General features: G+C 49.2%; 16 protein-coding genes. 10 read left to right on the forward strand and 6 right to left on the reverse strand.

What is annotated here, in order from left to right; all coding sequences use genetic code 11:
• Together HMPREF9441_RS08085 and HMPREF9441_RS08090 are read left to right on the forward strand one after the other, a co-directional pair.
• The coding region (locus HMPREF9441_RS08085; protein ID WP_008620060.1) for an acyltransferase family protein at positions 1–1,031 on the forward strand (1,031 nt) is incomplete at its 5' end.
• Positions 1,032–1,087: 56 nt separating this feature from the next.
• The gene (locus HMPREF9441_RS08090) at positions 1,088–2,224 is read left to right on the forward strand and encodes a DUF1972 domain-containing protein (RefSeq protein WP_008620062.1); all 1,137 of its coding nucleotides are present in this window, start codon (positions 1,088–1,090) and stop codon (positions 2,222–2,224) included.
• Between the two features lie 96 nt (positions 2,225–2,320).
• On the opposite strand, the gene HMPREF9441_RS08095 is transcribed toward HMPREF9441_RS08090, so the two are convergent.
• The 6 genes from HMPREF9441_RS08095 to HMPREF9441_RS08120 all read right to left on the reverse strand — a co-directional run bounded on the left by HMPREF9441_RS08095 (position 2,321) and on the right by HMPREF9441_RS08120 (position 8,294).
• Entirely contained in the window at positions 2,321–4,225 is a 1,905-nt protein-coding gene (locus HMPREF9441_RS08095; protein WP_008620063.1) for a family 43 glycosylhydrolase, read from the reverse strand.
• 170 nt (positions 4,226–4,395) lie between these two features.
• Entirely contained in the window at positions 4,396–5,346 is a 951-nt protein-coding gene (locus tag HMPREF9441_RS08100; protein WP_008620066.1) for a hypothetical protein, read from the reverse strand.
• Positions 5,347–5,357: 11 nt separating this feature from the next.
• The gene (locus tag HMPREF9441_RS08105; protein ID WP_008620074.1) at positions 5,358–5,744 is read right to left on the reverse strand and encodes a GntR family transcriptional regulator; all 387 of its coding nucleotides are present in this window, start codon (positions 5,742–5,744) and stop codon (positions 5,358–5,360) included.
• Positions 5,741–6,598, reverse strand: coding sequence for a hypothetical protein (locus HMPREF9441_RS08110; protein WP_008620076.1), 858 nt, complete (start codon positions 6,596–6,598; stop codon positions 5,741–5,743). Before HMPREF9441_RS08110 ends, HMPREF9441_RS08105 begins: the two co-directional genes overlap by 4 nt.
• 4 nt (positions 6,599–6,602) lie before the next feature.
• Positions 6,603–7,442 carry a hypothetical protein gene (locus HMPREF9441_RS08115; RefSeq protein ID WP_008620078.1) on the reverse strand — a complete coding sequence of 280 codons (840 nt, stop codon included), beginning with the start codon at positions 7,440–7,442 and terminating at the stop codon, positions 6,603–6,605.
• Between the two features lie 6 nt (positions 7,443–7,448).
• Positions 7,449–8,294, reverse strand: coding sequence for an ABC transporter ATP-binding protein (locus tag HMPREF9441_RS08120; protein ID WP_008620080.1), 846 nt, complete (start codon positions 8,292–8,294; stop codon positions 7,449–7,451).
• A gap of 279 nt (positions 8,295–8,573) precedes the next feature.
• Between HMPREF9441_RS08120 and HMPREF9441_RS08125 the strand changes: the two genes are divergently transcribed.
• From HMPREF9441_RS08125 to HMPREF9441_RS08160, 8 genes are all read left to right on the forward strand, one after another.
• Positions 8,574–9,089, forward strand: a complete 516-nt coding sequence (locus HMPREF9441_RS08125) for a DMP19 family protein (RefSeq protein WP_008620081.1) — start codon at positions 8,574–8,576, stop codon at positions 9,087–9,089.
• Positions 9,090–9,102: 13 nt separating this feature from the next.
• The gene (gene smpB / locus HMPREF9441_RS08130; protein WP_008620082.1) at positions 9,103–9,573 is read left to right on the forward strand and encodes an SsrA-binding protein SmpB; all 471 of its coding nucleotides are present in this window, start codon (positions 9,103–9,105) and stop codon (positions 9,571–9,573) included.
• A gap of 11 nt (positions 9,574–9,584) precedes the next feature.
• Complete coding sequence (gene metH, locus HMPREF9441_RS08135) at positions 9,585–12,347, forward strand: methionine synthase (protein ID WP_008620083.1); 2,763 nt, start codon at positions 9,585–9,587, stop codon at positions 12,345–12,347.
• Positions 12,348–12,365: 18 nt separating this feature from the next.
• Entirely contained in the window at positions 12,366–13,019 is a 654-nt protein-coding gene (locus HMPREF9441_RS08140; protein WP_008620084.1) for an HAD family hydrolase, read from the forward strand.
• A gap of 718 nt (positions 13,020–13,737) precedes the next feature.
• Positions 13,738–14,595, forward strand: coding sequence for a helix-turn-helix transcriptional regulator (locus HMPREF9441_RS08145; RefSeq protein ID WP_008620088.1), 858 nt, complete (start codon positions 13,738–13,740; stop codon positions 14,593–14,595).
• A gap of 105 nt (positions 14,596–14,700) precedes the next feature.
• Complete coding sequence (locus tag HMPREF9441_RS08150; RefSeq protein ID WP_004295489.1) at positions 14,701–15,561, forward strand: RteC domain-containing protein; 861 nt, start codon at positions 14,701–14,703, stop codon at positions 15,559–15,561.
• A 398-nt stretch (positions 15,562–15,959) separates the two neighbouring features.
• Complete coding sequence (locus tag HMPREF9441_RS08155) at positions 15,960–16,271, forward strand: helix-turn-helix domain-containing protein (RefSeq protein WP_004303820.1); 312 nt, start codon at positions 15,960–15,962, stop codon at positions 16,269–16,271.
• Positions 16,272–16,274: 3 nt separating this feature from the next.
• Positions 16,275–16,601 carry a helix-turn-helix domain-containing protein gene (locus HMPREF9441_RS08160; RefSeq protein WP_004295487.1) on the forward strand — a complete coding sequence of 109 codons (327 nt, stop codon included), beginning with the start codon at positions 16,275–16,277 and terminating at the stop codon, positions 16,599–16,601.
• The last annotated feature ends 5 nt before the right edge of the window (positions 16,602–16,606 follow it).

The raw sequence follows: 16,606 nt of genomic DNA on the forward strand, positions 1-16,606 counted from the left end.
CCCCCCCCCATGTAAACAAATTTAAATATAATAATATCAATGGATTGCGTGCGCTTTCGGCTGTCGGGATTGCGATAATGCATTATCAAGCAAACATTTCTGTTAAACCAGAATTGGGGTGGTTCTCGGATACATTGATACCATGGTTCACGTGGTTTGTAGTTTTGTTTTTTATGATTAGTGGTTTTGCTTTATGTTGCGGCTATTATGATCGGATGAAAAACGGCCAAATATCATTAAATGATTTCTATTCTAAAAGATATAAGCGAATATTGCCTTTCTTCGGTCTGCTTTGTGTATTGGATTTAATTGTTGATTTTTCTAAGGAAAATTTGGCGCAGGCTTTCATGAATTGTACCTTGGTGTTTAATCTGTTGCCGAATCCCGATATAAAAGTGATTGGAGTAGGATGGTTCTTAGGTTTAATCTTTTTGTTTTATATGCTGTTCCCGTTCTTCGTTTTCTTATTGGATAATAAGCGTAGAGCTTGGGGTATATTCTGTATATCTTTAATCATTAATTTCTTATGTCAGGAATACTTTTTTACGGAGATTTTCGTGGATTTTAATCCAAGTAGGCACAACATCCTGTATTCGGCTCCTTTCCTGTTATCGGGTGGGTTATGTTTCCTTTATCGCGAGAGGCTGCATGAGTGGTCTGCGAAGTGGGGAAATGCTTTGTTGGTAGTTTGTTTGATAGCAAATGGTCTGTATTTTGTTTGTCCTCAATCCGAATGGACGCTTCATCAGGTTATACCCTTGATGGTCGTATTTACGTTATGGCTGATTTATGCCATGGGGGCAGAACATAAATGGTTGCATAATAGGATAATGGATTTTATAAGTGGCATTTCCATGGAGTTTTACTTATGTCATATGGTCATGTTCCGTGTGGTAGAGAAGGTTCATTTGGAAAAAATGGTTCATAATGAGAATCTATTATTCCTTTTGACTTGTATGGCCGGAATAGGACTTGCAGTCGCGTTTTCTTATTTGGGCAAGAAAGTGATTGTCCGCTACAGTCGTTTTTAATGTTTGATCGTTGGTTTGGGCACATATTCATTGATTCTTAATCCATAACATATTATATGAAAATAGCATTTATCAGCACCCGTGGCATACCGAACAACTACGGGGGCTTCGAGCAGTTTGCAGAATATATCTCCGTGGGATTGGTCCGACGGGGGCATGAAGTCGTGGTGTACTCTCCGCATTTCCATCCTTACCGTGAGTCTGCCTACAAGGGGGTACGCATAAAGCATATTTATAGTCCGGAGAAATGGATGGGGAGTTCCGTGGGGAGTTTCTTTTACGATTTCCTGTCTTTGCGTGATGCTTTGAAGAAAGAGAAGTTCGACATTATTTACGAAGCGGGCTATACGAGCATTGTTCCGGCTTATATCTGGTTTAATGTGAAGCGTATCAAGTATCCGCTTTTTACGACAAACATGGATGGGTTGGAATATAAACGTACGAAGTTTAACAAATGGGTACAAAAGTTCGTATTCTGGGAAGAACGTATGGCGGTGAAACACAGTCATTATTTGATTGCAGACAATATGGGTATCCGTGATTATTATAAGGAGAAATACGGGAAGGAAAGCAAGTTTTTGGCATACGGGGCTGACGTTCATGAGGATTACGATGTGGACGTATTGAAGGAGTACGGTTTGGAAGCGGGTGGTTATTTCATCGTGGTGGCCCGTCTGGAGCCGGAAAACAACCTTTTCATGGCCATAGAGGGATATTTGGCTTCGAACCAGTATGGTAAGCGTCCGTTAGTGGTTGTGGGAAAGACGAATACGCCTTATGGAAAATATTTGGTGGAACGATATGGTCGCGATTGTAATATCCGCTTTGTGGGTGGTATATATGACTTCCGTAAACTGAACTCCATTCGTCATTATTCCTATGCTTATTTTCATGGTCATAGTGTGGGCGGAACGAATCCGTCTTTGTTGGAAGCCATGGCTTCCGGATGTTTTATTTTGGCACATGACAATATCTTCAACCGTGCGGTCTTGGGCGAAAATGCCTTATATTATGGATCTACGGATGCAGCTACGGAGATGTTGGACGGAATAGACCAAGCGGTGTCTGCCCATAAAAAGGAATATACGGAACGTAATTTGGAAGTGATACGACGTGATTATTCATGGGAGAAACTGGTGGATGAACATGAAGAATACTTCAAATGGATGTTGTCACAACGAAAAGGTGGCTGACGTTTGTCCGTAGTTGTGAGAATTGGCATGAAAAACAAATCCCCGTGAAAACTTCAACATCGTTTTCACGGGGATTTGTTTTGAGGCAAGGGCGGTTTACAATGTTTTCACCCCTTCAGCAGTGGGAGGAATCGGCTTGATGCTGCCATCTGCGTTATATTCCATCGGTTCGGCTACGATAGAGCGGCTGTAACTGGTGCCGGTAGGCAGACCGCCATTATGGCTGATGAATATCCATTGGCCTTTAAAGTTTACTATGGCCGGATGGGTCGTGTTACTGTTTCCGGCTATTTCTGAAATTATCCCTTTCGTTTCGTACGGGCCTTCAATGTGGTCGGCTACGGCGTAGGCTATTTTTTCCGGCCATTCGCTGGCGTATGTGAGGTAATATTTGCCATTGTGTTTGTGAATCCACGGAGCCTCAGTGAAAGGATGGCTCTCGTCAATATGGATGCGTTTCACCTCTCCCTCTGTTTCTATCATGTTGTCTTTCAGTTTCACGATATAACATTCGCGGTTACCCCACGTGAGGTAAGCTTGTCCGTCGTCATCGACGAATACGGCAGGATCGATACAAGCCCAACTGTGGTGGGAATCGAAACAGTCTTTGTTGGTGAGCAGCGGCTTGCCTAAAGCATCTTTGTAAGGGCCGGTGATTTTGTCGGATACGGCCACGCCGATACCGCACCAGTTGGTGCTGACATACCAATAGTACTTGCCGTTGCGTTCAGCCACATGTCCGGCGTACGCCTGTTTACTGGCAGCCCATTTGAAATCTTCTACTTTCAAGGGGACCGGGTATTGTGTCCAATGCTTCATGTCGGTAGTGGAGAACACGAGCCAGTCTTTCATCACGTAACCGCTTTGGTTACCGTTTTGGTCACGTCCGGCAAAAAGCCATAGTGTGTCGCCCTTGACGAGTGCGGCGGGGTCGGCTGTATGGATGTGGCGGACAATGGGGTTGCCTTGGCTTTCAAACTCGTATTTGACTACGTAGCCCCACTTTTCTTGCAAACGTTGCAATTCGTCGCGGGTCAGTGAAATGACGGAACCGTGGCGCGGGAAAAAATCCTTGGTGAACGCTTTGGGTTCGGAGAAATGGTAAAGGTCCGTACTGGTCTGGTATTCATATCGTCCGCTGGTGTACATGTCGTACATCAATACGTATTCGTCTTTTCCGTTCAGTTTGAAGATGCTCGACCCCTCCACGGGCGTCTTTCCGGCGTAAGCGTCCAGATACTTGAAGTCCTCTTTCCACTTTCCTTTCAGGCTTTTCGAGGTGGCTTGTTGGATACCGTTTTTGATTTCCTTGCCGTTCTCGTCTTTGGTATTGCCTTTATAGAAAAGGTGGTAGGTACCGTCTTTTTCGATGATGTCGTTGTCTATGCTGCCGTATTTGGCAGAGAAAAGCTGTTTCGGCTCGCTTTCAAAGCCCGTGAAGTCCTTGTTGGCGTATGCGTAATAAGTGATGAGGCTTTTGCGGTCGTTGCGTTGCAAGGTAAAATAAATCATATATTTTTTGGCCTTGTGGTCGTAAATGGTCTGAGGAGCCCATACCCAATAAGCATCACCGAAATGTTTCGGATAATCTTTGGACAGATTGATCTTGGCGTGTTTCCAATGAAGTAGGTCGTCCGAACTCAGGAGTACGATGCCCGGGTTTTCGTTCCAACCGTTTTTAGCGGTATTCATGTCCGTGGCTACGATGTAAAAGCGTCCGTCTTCACCGCGCAGGATGTGCGGGTCGCGGATACCGCCACTTTCGCTGATGGTGTCGGAAGCAATGACGGGGCGGTTTTCGTTAAGCGCGCGCCAGTTCACTCCGTCGTCGCTGAGGGCGAAACGCAGGTGTTCCTGTTGCTTGGCATCTCCTCTTCCTTCGAAATAGGCAAAAAGATATCCCTCAAAATTAGCCGGTGTTTCGGTTCGATTCGGTGTTGTCTTTCCGTGGCTCATGGTTGTAGCTAATAACAGAGCGGCAATGATGGTTTGTTTTTTCATGTGACTGTTGTTCTTTTAAGTGTAATGTTTTTCTGTCATTTTCAGCGGCAAAACTATGAATAAAATATTGTACAAGCAAGAAAACGGGCGAAAAAGGTGTTAAATATACACGTGTTATTCCTTTTAGACGTCGTTTGGTAGAACGATGTCTTTATGAGGACTTTCCGGTTTTATCCGTAAGCGAAATGGTCCACGATGAAGTTCGGCATCCAGACGCAAAGTCCCAGTCCGATGAGCAAGGCTGCAAAGACCACTAACGTGGTCTTGTCTTTCCATGACGGGAGGAGTGTGGCACGGCGCATGCGGAGGTAGGTCAGTAGGTAGCCAAACAAGATGAGGAAGATGGGAATACCGAATACCCAACCGATAACCCATCGCATTCGGGCATCGTGGTAGGCATAATTTCGTTCGATGAAATAAAATACGGTGCAGAAGTAGGTGAAATAGTATATCAAGGACGTGAGCAACACGAGGCTCAGCGTTTTTTGGAAAGGTTTCTTCTGCCAATAGGTACCGCCTAAAATGAACAAGGCTTGCAGGCAGTAGGCTTGGAGGATGGCTAAGGGCAGGTACACGTCACATTCGCTACTTAACCATGGGACGGGGAACGACAGTGAGACTTCAGGATAGAGGAAATGGATGAAACCGATACGGGTGAAGTCGGCCAATACGGTGGCTAAACAAAAGATAGGGAAGGATATGATGGAGATTCTGAACCATCTCACAATAAACTTCTCGGCATTTGAAACCGGGAATGTCAGGTCGGTGATGTAATCCTTCCGGTATTTTGATGTCTTGAAAAAAGTGCTGCCCGCAAAGGCCATGAAGAAATCGAAACACAGCACGGCCGTGAAGACAATGGAAAACCAACAGTCATCTTTCCCGGACAAGGCGTTCTCCATAATCAGTTGGTAGCTGTTGTTGTCGGTTTCCATGCCTTGCCGCACTTGTTCCAATGCCACGACCACAGAGTGCGTTTTGGTGAAATCCATCCAGATGAAGAGCAGGGTCATGATACCGTAGGGGATGATGAAATAATAATAGAGTTGTGCGGCGTTTTCGCTCCAATCTTTGCGGAAATATTGGAGGAGGCGTTGGGCGTTCAATGTATTCTTGTTCATGATAAGGGTTTTTAAAGGTTGGACATAGTGTCTGAGGTGTCTGACAAATACTGCCGGTAAAGGGTTTCGAGTTCTTCCGCCGTGATGCCGATGGAACGGGCTTGCCGGAAAAAGTCGTAGAGTTCTTCATTCATGAAACTTACCCTTCGAAACGAACGGATGCGTTCCGATGCGCCCGGTTCCACGAAATAACCTATGCCACGTTGCATGCGGATGACAGAGCGGGATTGCAGGAAGTCGTAAGAGCGCATGGCCGTATTGGCGTTCACCTCCACCGTGGCGGCGTAATCGCGCACGGAAGGGATACGGTCGTTTTCAGCGTACCGTCCTTGTAGTATCTCATCGCAGATACGGTCGGCGATTTGCAAATAAATGGGTTTGTTTTCCTTGAAATTCATACGCTTTTCGGATTGAGGGCATATTGGTATTTGAGGTCGTTCTTTTTCATTCTGCGGTAGGCCGATAGCCAAAAGAGGGAGGTCACGGCAAGCCAAAAGGCATGCCATACCACTTCGGCAGTCGCTGCTCCGGGCTGTTGGGGGTAAGTGTAAGGGTCACCTTCGGCAATGAGCGAGACTCCGATCGTCAAAAGGAGGGGCAACAACAGGATTGGGCATTTGCCGAGTGCGCGGTGCAGGGGTGTCCGTCCCGTTTCGCTTCTGGTGGAAATGGCTTGGCCCAACAGACTGGTCGTGAGGAGCATCCTGAGCACAAAGCCGGAGGAGGCCGTATGAAGTCCGGAAGTAAAGAGGAGGGGACGGGCGAAGCTGTAATCCAGGAAGGCCATGTTGCAAATGATGACACGGGTGATGTCTGCCGCCAAAATAATAAGAACGCCTGCCAAAATCGAAAGAGGAACGGTATAGAGCCACCATCGGGCGAACTTCTCGAACGTGGAGGCTGGGAGCAGCAAGTACCTGATGTGCTGTCCCTTGTTGTATATGGGCGCGTTCCATAGCCACGGAGTGAATATAAGGAATAGGAAAAAGAATGCCGTAACGGTGACGAACGCAGCATTTTGGTTGGTGGCCGTGTCTGTGAGGTGGGCGAACTTGTCTTCCAGTATATCCGTTGGGACGGTCTGTAGCAAGGTGGCGTTTTCCGAATATGCTTTGAGGCAAGACACCGTGAGAATGGCAGAGAGTAACAAGTAGCCTGCGGCGAGAGTGACGAGGCAACGTGTACGCCGGGCTGCCCAGTCTTCGTGGAGCAAGACCGCGAAGCGTTTGCGGTCGAAACAAGAACGGTTCATAAGCTTAATGTTTGGCGGATTTGACATAAGTGAGGTCGGTTTTGAGGATATGGCGGTAGGCCATGTACCAGTTGAGGACGGTGCACAGCAGGAAGAAGGCATTCACAATAACGGGGCGGATGAGCCAAAGGTTGAAGGCTTCTCCCAGGGCGTAGCGCGAATGTGCGAGGGCGAAAGGCACGAGGATGACGAGCAGGAGGACGACTGTGCGCACGCTTGCCCGTTTCGTTTCGGAGGTGCAGATGAAAACGGACTGCGCCCAAAGCATCAGGTTGAGCAGGGTAAGTAACCAGTATGGGTGCACTCTGCCGTTCCAATAGTCAGCGTATGGCAGTAGGTGGGCATAGTCCACTTGCGGGACGATGAGGCTGCAAAGCCCCACACGTGTGAAGTCGGCGGCAACGAATACCGCGCAGTAGGTCAACAAGGCGAGTGGGACGGCATAGAGCCAACGGAGCAGAAATTGCTCGAAGGCCGACACGGGGAAGGTAAGTGTACGGGCAGCTTGGGACGTGGCCTGCAATGCCCTTTGTGTCCGGCGTGCAGTGCCGACAAGGTAGAAGGCAAGAATCGGGAAAAACAGGGCACTCACGGAAGTCCAGCTTCCGTCCACGCCTTGGGCGAGGTCGGCCGATATGACTTTCCATTCTTCCGCACGTTGGGGACTGACGTAATGGCTGAGGGCATTGGCGCGGAGCGCGCCGCGTATCGTGTAGAAGCCGGAAAACACGGTGAGGACGGCGTAAATCACTACGGCCTGCAATCCCAATGCTTTCTGTCTTTCCGTCCAGTCCCAGCGGCACAAGGCGATAAAACGTTTCCGGTTGAAAAACTGTGAATCCATATCCTTTTATTTTTCAGCATTAAACAAGGGGCAGATGGTTTCCGGGTGTGCCAGAGTGCCGTTGAAAAGTAACTCCAAGTTGATTTCCGAATCCTTGTCTTCCAGATTCGGGAGCATGACGCTGTGCCCGTTGTAGGAGGGGAGGGCATAATAAGCCTCTGAGGTTTCCGATTCATTGTCGGTTTGCGTGAAATATAATTTATGGCAGATTTCAGTTACCGACGCATCGAGCAGTACGTGGGCGTTATCCAAGATGACCACGTGGTCGAGAAGTTGTTCCACATCTTGCACCTGATGGGTGGAAATCACGATACCGCGCGATTCATTCATTTCGCGGATGAGGAGTTTGCGGAATTGGCTTTTGCCGGGGATGTCCAGTCCGTTGGTCGGTTCGTCCATGATGAGCCACGAGGTACGGGTGGCCAAGGCAAAGCAGATGAGTGCCTTTTTCTTTTGTCCCATCGAAAGTTCGCCGAGTTTGATGTCCTCCGGCAGTTCGAACATTTCCAGATTACGGAGCAAGTTTTCGTGGTCGAAATGCGGATAGAAAGGAGCGTTGAGGCGGACGTACTTTTTCAGGTTGTAGTCCGGAAGGTCGAATTCTTCGGGGATGAGGAAGAAGTCACTCAATGTGTCCGGACGGCGCAAACGCACATCCGTGCCGTTCAGGCAGGCATGTCCTTCTGTCGGTGTGAGGAGGCCGGTCATCAGGTAGAGTAAGGTGGACTTTCCGACTCCGTTTTTCCCTAAAAGCCCATAAATCTTGCCCTCGTCGAGACGGAGGGAGCAATCGTTTAATACGCGGTTTTTCCGTTTGGAATATCCAAATGAGAGGTGTTCAATGGTCATCATAAGGCAATGTTTTATAATTTAATTAGTGTATTAGTATAATAGTACACTGCAAATATAGGACAACATTGCGGAACGTACAAATAAAAGGCGGAGTATTTTTTAGGATTTTCTCTTTTTATGCTGTTTTTAACTGAAGATAGGGTGGCATGTTCCCACCTTGGATTGTCTTTGCTATCGCGAAAATAGGATGCGGCTCGGCAGTTTTTCGCTCAAAAGCAAGCTTTTGGCTTGCAACTGCTCTCACCTTTCACTATCTTTGCAAATTCAAGACGCAAAGGAATGGAACAGAAAATAATAACAATCAGCGATGCGCGGTTGCGCGAGGCGGCTGCACAAGGAATGGATGAGTTTTTGCAGGTCTTCATCGACCGTTACCGGGAGGTTATCGGCGGAGAGTTGAATGCCGGGAACATGGGGATGCTCAATGGGGAACAAATTTCATTGCTTGCCTATGCCCTGTTTCGTGAGGAAGTGATGGACGGAGGATTTATCCAATTGATACACAACGGCTACGGGCCGTTTATTTTCGACAATCCTTTTGCGAAAGCCATGCGGTTGATGGGGGCACATGATTTCTCCAAACTGGTATATAAAGGAAAGAGACTGTATGACAAATACAAGGAGGAACTGACGAAGGACTGTTCGGACGAAGAGTTTATGGCTTTGTTCGAGGCTTATCCGCAGTTTGACGACTTGGACGACGAGTTTGTGGAAATGGAAGAAGAAGTCACGGCTGCATTGGCTTGTTATGTGGATGAACACCTCGAGCTGTTTGCCGAGGTGGTGAAAGAGTAAAGAGGAAAAAAAGATGGCAGAAAAGAAAAATAAGACCAAATCAGTGAACATCAAGAACAAACGGGCTTCGTTTGATTTCTTGCTGTTGGACAAATATACGGCCGGCATCGTGCTGACCGGTACGGAAATCAAATCCATCCGGGCGGGTAAGGCCAGTCTGGTGGATACTTTTTGTTTCATCCATAACGGAGAGGTGTGGGTGAAAAACATGTACGTGGCCGAGTATTCGTACGGTTCTTACAATAACCATGCGGCACGGCGCGACCGGAAGCTTTTGCTCAACCGCAAGGAAATCCGGAAGTTGCAGCAGGACATGAAAAGTCCCGGCTTCACATTGGTGCCGACCTTGTTGTTTATCGACGAGAACGGACGTGCCAAAGTGGATGTGTATTTGTGCCGGGGTAAGAAAGAATACGACAAGCGGCAGACGTTGAAGGAAAAGGAAGACCGGCGCGAGATAGACCGGCAGGTAAAAAGGTATTAGAGTTTGAAATCATGAGGTTGGAAGAGATTGTTAAGGAGAGGATATTGATATTGGATGGTGCCATGGGTACCATGATTCAGCGGTATGGCCTGACGGAGGCTGATTTCCGAGGGGAACGTTTCAGGGATGTGCCGGGATTGATGGCCGGTAACAACGATCTGTTGTCGCTGACGCGTCCCGATGTGATTCGGGATATCCACCGCAAGTATCTCGCGGCCGGGGCGGACATTATTGAGACGAATACGTTCAGTTCGCAACGGGTGTCGATGGCGGATTATCACGTGGAGGACTATTGTCGTGAAATCAATCTGGCGGCTTGCCGGATAGCCCGTGAGCTTGCGGATGAGTTTACGGCCCGCAATCCCGAAAAACCGCGTTTCGTGGCCGGTTCGGTGGGACCGACCAACAAAACCTGTTCGATGAGTCCCGATGTGAACAATCCGGCATACCGCGCCCTGACTTTTGACGAACTGGTGGCTGCCTATCGGGAACAGATGGAAGCCTTGCTCGAAGGCGGTGTGGATGCCTTGCTCATCGAAACTATTTTCGACACGCTGAATGCCAAGGCCGCTATTTATGCGGCAGAAGCATCCATGCAAACCGTCGGACGCAGGGTACCGCTCATGTTGTCGGTTACGGTGTCGGATAAGAGCGGACGTACGCTTTCCGGCCAGACGATGGAGGCCTTCCTGACTTCTGTGGCTCATGCCGATATTTTTTCCTTAGGGCTGAACTGTTCTTTCGGGGCACACGACCTGATTCCCTTCCTACAAATTTTGGCTCACCGTTCACCTTATTATATATCAGTCTATCCGAACGCAGGACTGCCCAACAGCATGGGAGAGTACGACCAGACTCCCGACCAGATGGCAGAAGAAATGAAATTCTTTGTGGACGAAGGTTGGGTGAATATCATCGGAGGCTGTTGCGGTACGACGGACGAGTATATCGCCCGTTTTCCGGCCTTGGTGAAGCAAGGACGTCCGCATGTGCCGGCCGGAAAGGCAGAGGCCTTGTGTCTGAGCGGTTTGGAACAGTTTGAACTGACGCCTGAAGTGCGGTTCGTCAATGTGGGCGAACGTTGCAATGTGGCCGGTTCGCGCAAATTCCTGAGGTTGGTCAAAGAGAAAAACTACGAAGAGGCTTTGGAAATCGCCCGCAAGCAAGTGGAGGATGGTGCCTTGGTCATCGACATCAACATGGACGACGGGCTTCTCGATGCCCGGCAGGAGATGGTGACGTTCCTGAACCTGTTGGCCTCCGAGCCGGAGATTTCCCGTGTGCCCGTCATGATAGATTCTTCCAAATGGGACGTGATTACAGCCGGACTGAAATGCGTGCAGGGCAAGAGCATCGTCAATTCCATCTCGTTGAAAGAAGGAGAGGAAGTCTTCTTGACCCATGCCCGGGAGGTGAAACGCCTTGGGGCGGCCGTCATCGTGATGGCTTTTGATGAAAAGGGGCAGGCCGATACTTATGAACGCAAGATAGAAGTCTGCGCACGGGCTTACCGTTTGTTGGTGGACGAGGTCGGTTTCAATCCCCATGACATCATATTCGACCCGAACGTGCTGGCCATAGCCACGGGAATGGAGGAACATGACAACTATGCCGTGGACTTTATCCGTGCTGCGGGATGGATTCGCCGTAACCTCCCCGGGGCACATGTAAGTGGTGGGGTGAGCAATCTTTCTTTCTCTTTCCGGGGCAACAACTATATCCGCGAGGCCATGCACGCCGTGTTCCTCTACCATGCCTGCCGTGAGGGGATGGACATGGGCATCGTCAATCCCGCCACGTCGGTGATGTATGGCGATATTCCGTCCGACATCCTGACGGTCATAGAAGACGTGGTGCTCAACCGTCGGCCTGATGCTGCGGAACGGTTGATTGAGTTGGCCGATAAGCTGAAAGCAGAGGCCGAAGCGGCCAAGGCCGGACAGCCCGGGGCGGATGGCGGCGGGATGTCCGCGAAAGATGCTTGGCGCAGCAGCAGTGTGGAGGAACGTTTGCAGCATGCTTTGGTGAAAGGTATAGATTCCTATTTGCAGGAAGATTTGGAGGAGGCGGCACAGTCTTATCCGCATGCCGTGGACATCATCGAGGGACCGCTCATGGCGGGGATGAATACCGTGGGCGAGTTGTTTGGGGCCGGCAAGATGTTCTTGCCGCAAGTCGTGAAGACCGCTCGTACGATGAAGAAAGCCGTGGGCATCCTGCAACCCCGTATCGAGGCCGAGAAAAAAGAGGGGGCAGCACGTGCGGGATTGGTCTTGGTGGCTACGGTGAAGGGAGATGTGCATGACATCGGGAAAAATATCGTATCGGTGGTCATGGCCTGCAACAACTATGAGATAGTGGATTTGGGGGTCATGACACCGGCAGAAGAGATTGTGGCAAAAGCCAAGGAACTGCATCCCGACATCATCGGTCTGAGCGGCCTGATTACGCCGAGCCTGGAAGAAATGGTGCATGTGGTGGGCGAATTGAAGCGGGCCGGGCTGTCCATTCCGGTCATGATCGGCGGGGCCACAACCAGCCGTTTGCATACGGCATTGAAGATAGCTCCTGTGTACGACGGGCCGGTCATTTGGATGAAGGATGCGTCGCAGAACGCGCTGACGGCTGCCCGTTTCCTGAATCCCGACACGGAGGGAGAGGCTTTTCGCGAGTTGCGCGAAGAGCAGGAACGTTTGCGTGAAAGTGCCGGAACGCGGCGTGTAGAGACCGTCTCGATAGAGGAAGCCCGGCAGAAAAAACTGAATCTGTTTTAATACTGTTTTTCGTAAGATATGAAACGCTATACCACTTATATTTTTGATTTCGACTATACCTTGGTCGATTCTTCACGGGGCATTGTGACTTGTTTCCGTCATGTGCTCGGCAACCACGGGCACACCGGGGTGACGGATACGGAAATCAAGCGCACCATCGGGAAGACGTTGGAAGAATCTTTTTCCATCCTGACGGGAATTACCGAGGCCGGGACGTTGGCGGATTACAAACGTGAATATGTGAAGGCCGCCGATGTCCACATGACTGCCAATACCTTCTTTTTCCCGGAGACGATAGAGGTTTTGGAAGCTTTGAAAAGCGAAGGAGCCGTGTTAGGTATCGTGTCCACCAAATTCCGTTACCGCATCCTCGACTTGTTTGAAAAAACAGGGCATGACGGCCTTGTGGATTTCATCGTGGGTGGAGAGGATGTGAAAGCGGCCAAACCGGATCCCGAAGGATTGCTGTTGGCCATCGGACGTGCTTCCGGTGGCGGGAAATCCGAGGTGCTGTATGTTGGGGACAGTGTGGTAGATGCCGCAACGGCACAGGCCGCCGGTACGGATTTTTCCGGTGTATTGCATGGCATGACCACACGTGAGGAATTGGAAGCTTATCCCCACGTGGCTATCGTGGACGACCTTCGGGGTATCCTGCCCATCCCGGTCTGATGTTTTTTGCACAGTATAAAGTTCCTTCACCTTAACTGTTTGTGTTTCAGAATTTATGAATATGCACACATCGCGTGCCGTGAACCTCCGGTGAAGGCTCTTGTCGAAGAGGTTTCACCTCAACAGATTGGTTTACAGCATGTATGAAGGATGCGAACCCTTTTCCCGTTTAAATACTTGTACGTAGGGGAGGGAAGTTTGTATGTTGTCGTTGTCCGCTTAAAAGGCTTCCGTCAACGGGAAAATCGTTTGCCACAGAATGGAAAATCATTCTCAGGAGAACGAAAAATCGCTTGCAGGAGATTGAAAAATCGTTTGGCGCAGAACTGAAACGAACGAAAAAACAGGGTAACTGTTTCCTGTTCTTGTATTTTACTTATATTTGATGTAGTCTGAAGGTATTTAATTGACTACAAATAGATTAAAAGAAACTCGCATGAGAATGGGCAACGGATAAGAAATTGGTAAAGTGCTTTGATACACTATATTTCTCATGCTGTCAAACAACTCTTATTTGTTTGCAAATATAATATTATTGCAGGTAATAATCAAAAATAACGAGGTTTATTTTCATTTTTACCTGCTGATATTTGTTCCGGATTATCAGATGCGATATATTTGTAATTAGGATTCGTACCGTGTTCCAAGCGGTTCATAAGTAACGACTTGCGGAGTTTTGGCAACAAGGGGATGCGGCTCCGTTTTATAGAAATGACTTATGCAAACCGACTTATCCATTTACAACAGTCTTCGCCCTTCCTTTATAGAAGGCGTTCACGCCGTGAAGTTCAATGCTTTGTCGGCGGTCATATCGCGTTACCGGGATTATGCCCGCAGTTCCGAACAAATAAAAGCGTACTCGGGAGATTCTCTGCTGATGCGGGACATCGCCTCCTTGCTTGACGAAGCACCCCGTCCCATAACGAGGGAATACCAGGATTTCACCCCGTTCCTGCTTCTTCTGATGCTTTCGGAGGAATTTCATGCCGTCCATTACGTCGAGCGTCTTGTAACGTGGTATTTCGGCTACTGTTGTGTCGATGAACTGCGGACGGTTTGCACCATTCTGTCCGAGTGTTCCTACCCGCATCACGACACGCTGCGGCTGCGGTTCAAGAATTACCTGCGTGAAGCCCGTAAGACATTGGGTATGCCCGTTGAATGTAACGCTGCTGTCATGCTGAAAATGCTCGACGCCTCTTATGAACATCTCACTCCCGCCGATGTCGGGGAGTTCGAGGAGCTGTTGCACCTGGGGGACGATTACGAGTTCATCTCCCGTGTCAAATCGAATTATCTTGCCTCGGATAACGTCACGGAACTCGCCGGGGTTTGCGGGTATTCCAGCACGATTACCTTCCGCCGGCGTTTCCAGCGGGTTTTCGGCTGCTCGGCCTCCTCGTGGTTGCGTCAGCGCCGTATCGAACGTATCGGGGAGTTGCTGCGGACGACACACTACACGTTGCAGGAAATAGCCTACATGTGCGGTTTCTCCGCCCAATCCCACTTTACGGACTTTTGCAAGCGGAATATGGGGAGCAATCCCACTTCCATCCGTCAGGAAAGCCGGATTTGACATTAAAATCGGCTCCGTGATAAAAAAACGAAGAGAAAGATAAAAATCGTAATCCGCCGGTTTTTCGATTCGCTAACTTTATACGCGAAAGTAACAAGACGGATTATGATTGCATTTATAGAAAAATTAAACAGCGAAGTCCTGCGGAGTATCGAACGTATCGAATCGCGGGATACCGACGTGTTGAAAAAGTCGCTTGAAGCGTCACGTGTCCTGGGAGAAGCGTTCGACCGTTTGAAACAATATATCATCGGCTACCGTTTTCAAAACGATGACGAGGAAATAAAGTTCTTCAAAGAAATCAAACCTCGTCTTTTTTGCCGTCTGATCTATTACCGCAAGCTCTACAATATCGAGATGAACCGTCCGGTAGGAAGTATCGAGGCACAACGGGAGTACCTGGACGCCCATGTTCGGGCCATCAACGCGTACACGCAGAAACGCCTCGACTTTATCCGCTATTTCCGCAGCGGCGCTACACACCTGGACAGCCTCTATTTCCTGCGCGGGCAGACCGACACGGAGCAATACCTGGAAACCTTCTACTATGAACTCGACCCGCAGTTTTCGACAAACGCGGATTTCAAGGTGGCGAAAATCCTGGCCAACGATATGTTGTCGGTTTATCTTATGGGCGAATTGGAATCACTGGAGAGCACGAACCTCCGGAACATGGTTCTGCCATTGCCTGACGTGCGTCCGACATGGCAGGACTCGAAGACGGATCTGACGGAACTTATTTACCTGCTCGACAGTAAAGGCTGTTTCGGCAATGTGCCACTCACGCAACTTGCCAGCTACATTTCCAACGCTTTCAACGTACACCTCGACATGAACCTTTCGAGGACATTCTGCGATATGAAAATCCGAAACAACCCGACACCGTGGCTTGACAAGGCGAAAGAGGCCCTGCTTAAACGTATGCAGACGTGGAAGCGAAACAAGAAAAACGGCAATTCCGAGTAGAACATGAACCGGTAAAGCACTCTATTTCTTATAGAAGCACTGATAATCAGCGTTGTATATAACAAAAGAACCGAGGTCGGTTTTCCCCCGTAACTCTCGAAAGGAACTTTCCCGAACGCCCGTATTTGCACCCGTATAAGGAGCCGATACGGGTGTTCCGTTGTAGCCCCGTCCGGATTAGAACACCGTTAAGCGTTGAATCACAGTATGCTATCGCATTTCTGCCAATAAAAATACCGAGTACGGGCCGCGGATTTCGGTAAAAAACACTGCCTTCTTCACCGCATGAACCGTTGAGAATCAGTTCACTGCAAATTATCAAAAAAAAGTCGTACCGACCTCGTTTTAAGCTGTCCATATAAGCCCGACCTTTGTAACAGACTAAAAAACAAAGAAGTATGAAAATCATAGTGATCGGTTCGCGAGCCTATAACGAGCTTGTCGGGCGTATAGAGAAAATAGAGGCTGCAATCGCCTCTCTCCCTGAAAAGGGGCGTGCATGGAATAAGGAGTATATAAACGACGAATGGATGGACGGCGAGCAGGTCTGCCGTTACCTGGGCATCAGCGGGCGTACCCTTCAACGCCTCCGCTCGGATCACGTGATCACCTATTCGGCCATCAACCGGAAGCTGTATTATTCCCTCACGGAAATCCGCCGTGTGCTGAAGGAGCGTTCCGTGCGGCGCAAAAACCGACCAAAGGAGTAGGCCATGTTTCTGGATAAGGAATATTTCGACGGATGGATGCAGCGGCTCTCGGAACGGCTGGAACGTATCGAGAAGCTGTGCGCGGGGGACGTGGAGCAACCGCTTTCCATCCTGCCTGACGGGGAGCGTCTTCTGGACAATTACGACCTGTGCCGTATGCTCAATATCAGCAAGCGCACACTCCAGCGTTACCGCACCTCGGGAGAGCTGCCTTACGAGATGATCTATCACAAGACCTTCTACCGGGAATCGGACGTCCTGCGGTTCATCGAGCGTAACTTCAGTAATTTCCGCAAGCTGAAAAAGGATCGTCCTGCCGGTTCCGGTTAGGCCCT

This window comes from Paraprevotella clara YIT 11840 (assembly GCF_000233955.1).
Taxonomy (GTDB): Bacteria; Bacteroidota; Bacteroidia; order Bacteroidales; family Bacteroidaceae; genus Paraprevotella; species Paraprevotella clara.

Excerpts from the sequence above, each read along its gene's own strand:
- HMPREF9441_RS08095 (WP_008620063.1), bottom strand. The coding sequence starts at position 4,225 with ATGAAAAAACAAACCATCATTGCCGCTCTGTTATTAGCTACAACCATG.
- HMPREF9441_RS08090 (WP_008620062.1), top strand. The coding sequence starts at position 1,088 with ATGAAAATAGCATTTATCAGCACCCGTGGCATACCGAACAACTACGGG.
- HMPREF9441_RS08140 (WP_008620084.1), top strand. The coding sequence starts at position 12,366 with ATGAAACGCTATACCACTTATATTTTTGATTTCGACTATACCTTGGTC.
- HMPREF9441_RS08160 (WP_004295487.1), top strand. The coding sequence starts at position 16,275 with ATGTTTCTGGATAAGGAATATTTCGACGGATGGATGCAGCGGCTCTCG.
- smpB (WP_008620082.1), top strand. The coding sequence starts at position 9,103 with ATGGCAGAAAAGAAAAATAAGACCAAATCAGTGAACATCAAGAACAAA.
- HMPREF9441_RS08110 (WP_008620076.1), bottom strand. The coding sequence starts at position 6,598 with ATGAACCGTTCTTGTTTCGACCGCAAACGCTTCGCGGTCTTGCTCCAC.
- HMPREF9441_RS08100 (WP_008620066.1), bottom strand. The coding sequence starts at position 5,346 with ATGAACAAGAATACATTGAACGCCCAACGCCTCCTCCAATATTTCCGC.
- HMPREF9441_RS08145 (WP_008620088.1), top strand. The coding sequence starts at position 13,738 with ATGCAAACCGACTTATCCATTTACAACAGTCTTCGCCCTTCCTTTATA.
- HMPREF9441_RS08115 (WP_008620078.1), bottom strand. The coding sequence starts at position 7,442 with ATGGATTCACAGTTTTTCAACCGGAAACGTTTTATCGCCTTGTGCCGC.
- metH (WP_008620083.1), top strand. The coding sequence starts at position 9,585 with ATGAGGTTGGAAGAGATTGTTAAGGAGAGGATATTGATATTGGATGGT.
- HMPREF9441_RS08125 (WP_008620081.1), top strand. The coding sequence starts at position 8,574 with ATGGAACAGAAAATAATAACAATCAGCGATGCGCGGTTGCGCGAGGCG.
- HMPREF9441_RS08155 (WP_004303820.1), top strand. The coding sequence starts at position 15,960 with ATGAAAATCATAGTGATCGGTTCGCGAGCCTATAACGAGCTTGTCGGG.
- HMPREF9441_RS08120 (WP_008620080.1), bottom strand. The coding sequence starts at position 8,294 with ATGATGACCATTGAACACCTCTCATTTGGATATTCCAAACGGAAAAAC.
- HMPREF9441_RS08105 (WP_008620074.1), bottom strand. The coding sequence starts at position 5,744 with ATGAATTTCAAGGAAAACAAACCCATTTATTTGCAAATCGCCGACCGT.
- HMPREF9441_RS08150 (WP_004295489.1), top strand. The coding sequence starts at position 14,701 with ATGATTGCATTTATAGAAAAATTAAACAGCGAAGTCCTGCGGAGTATC.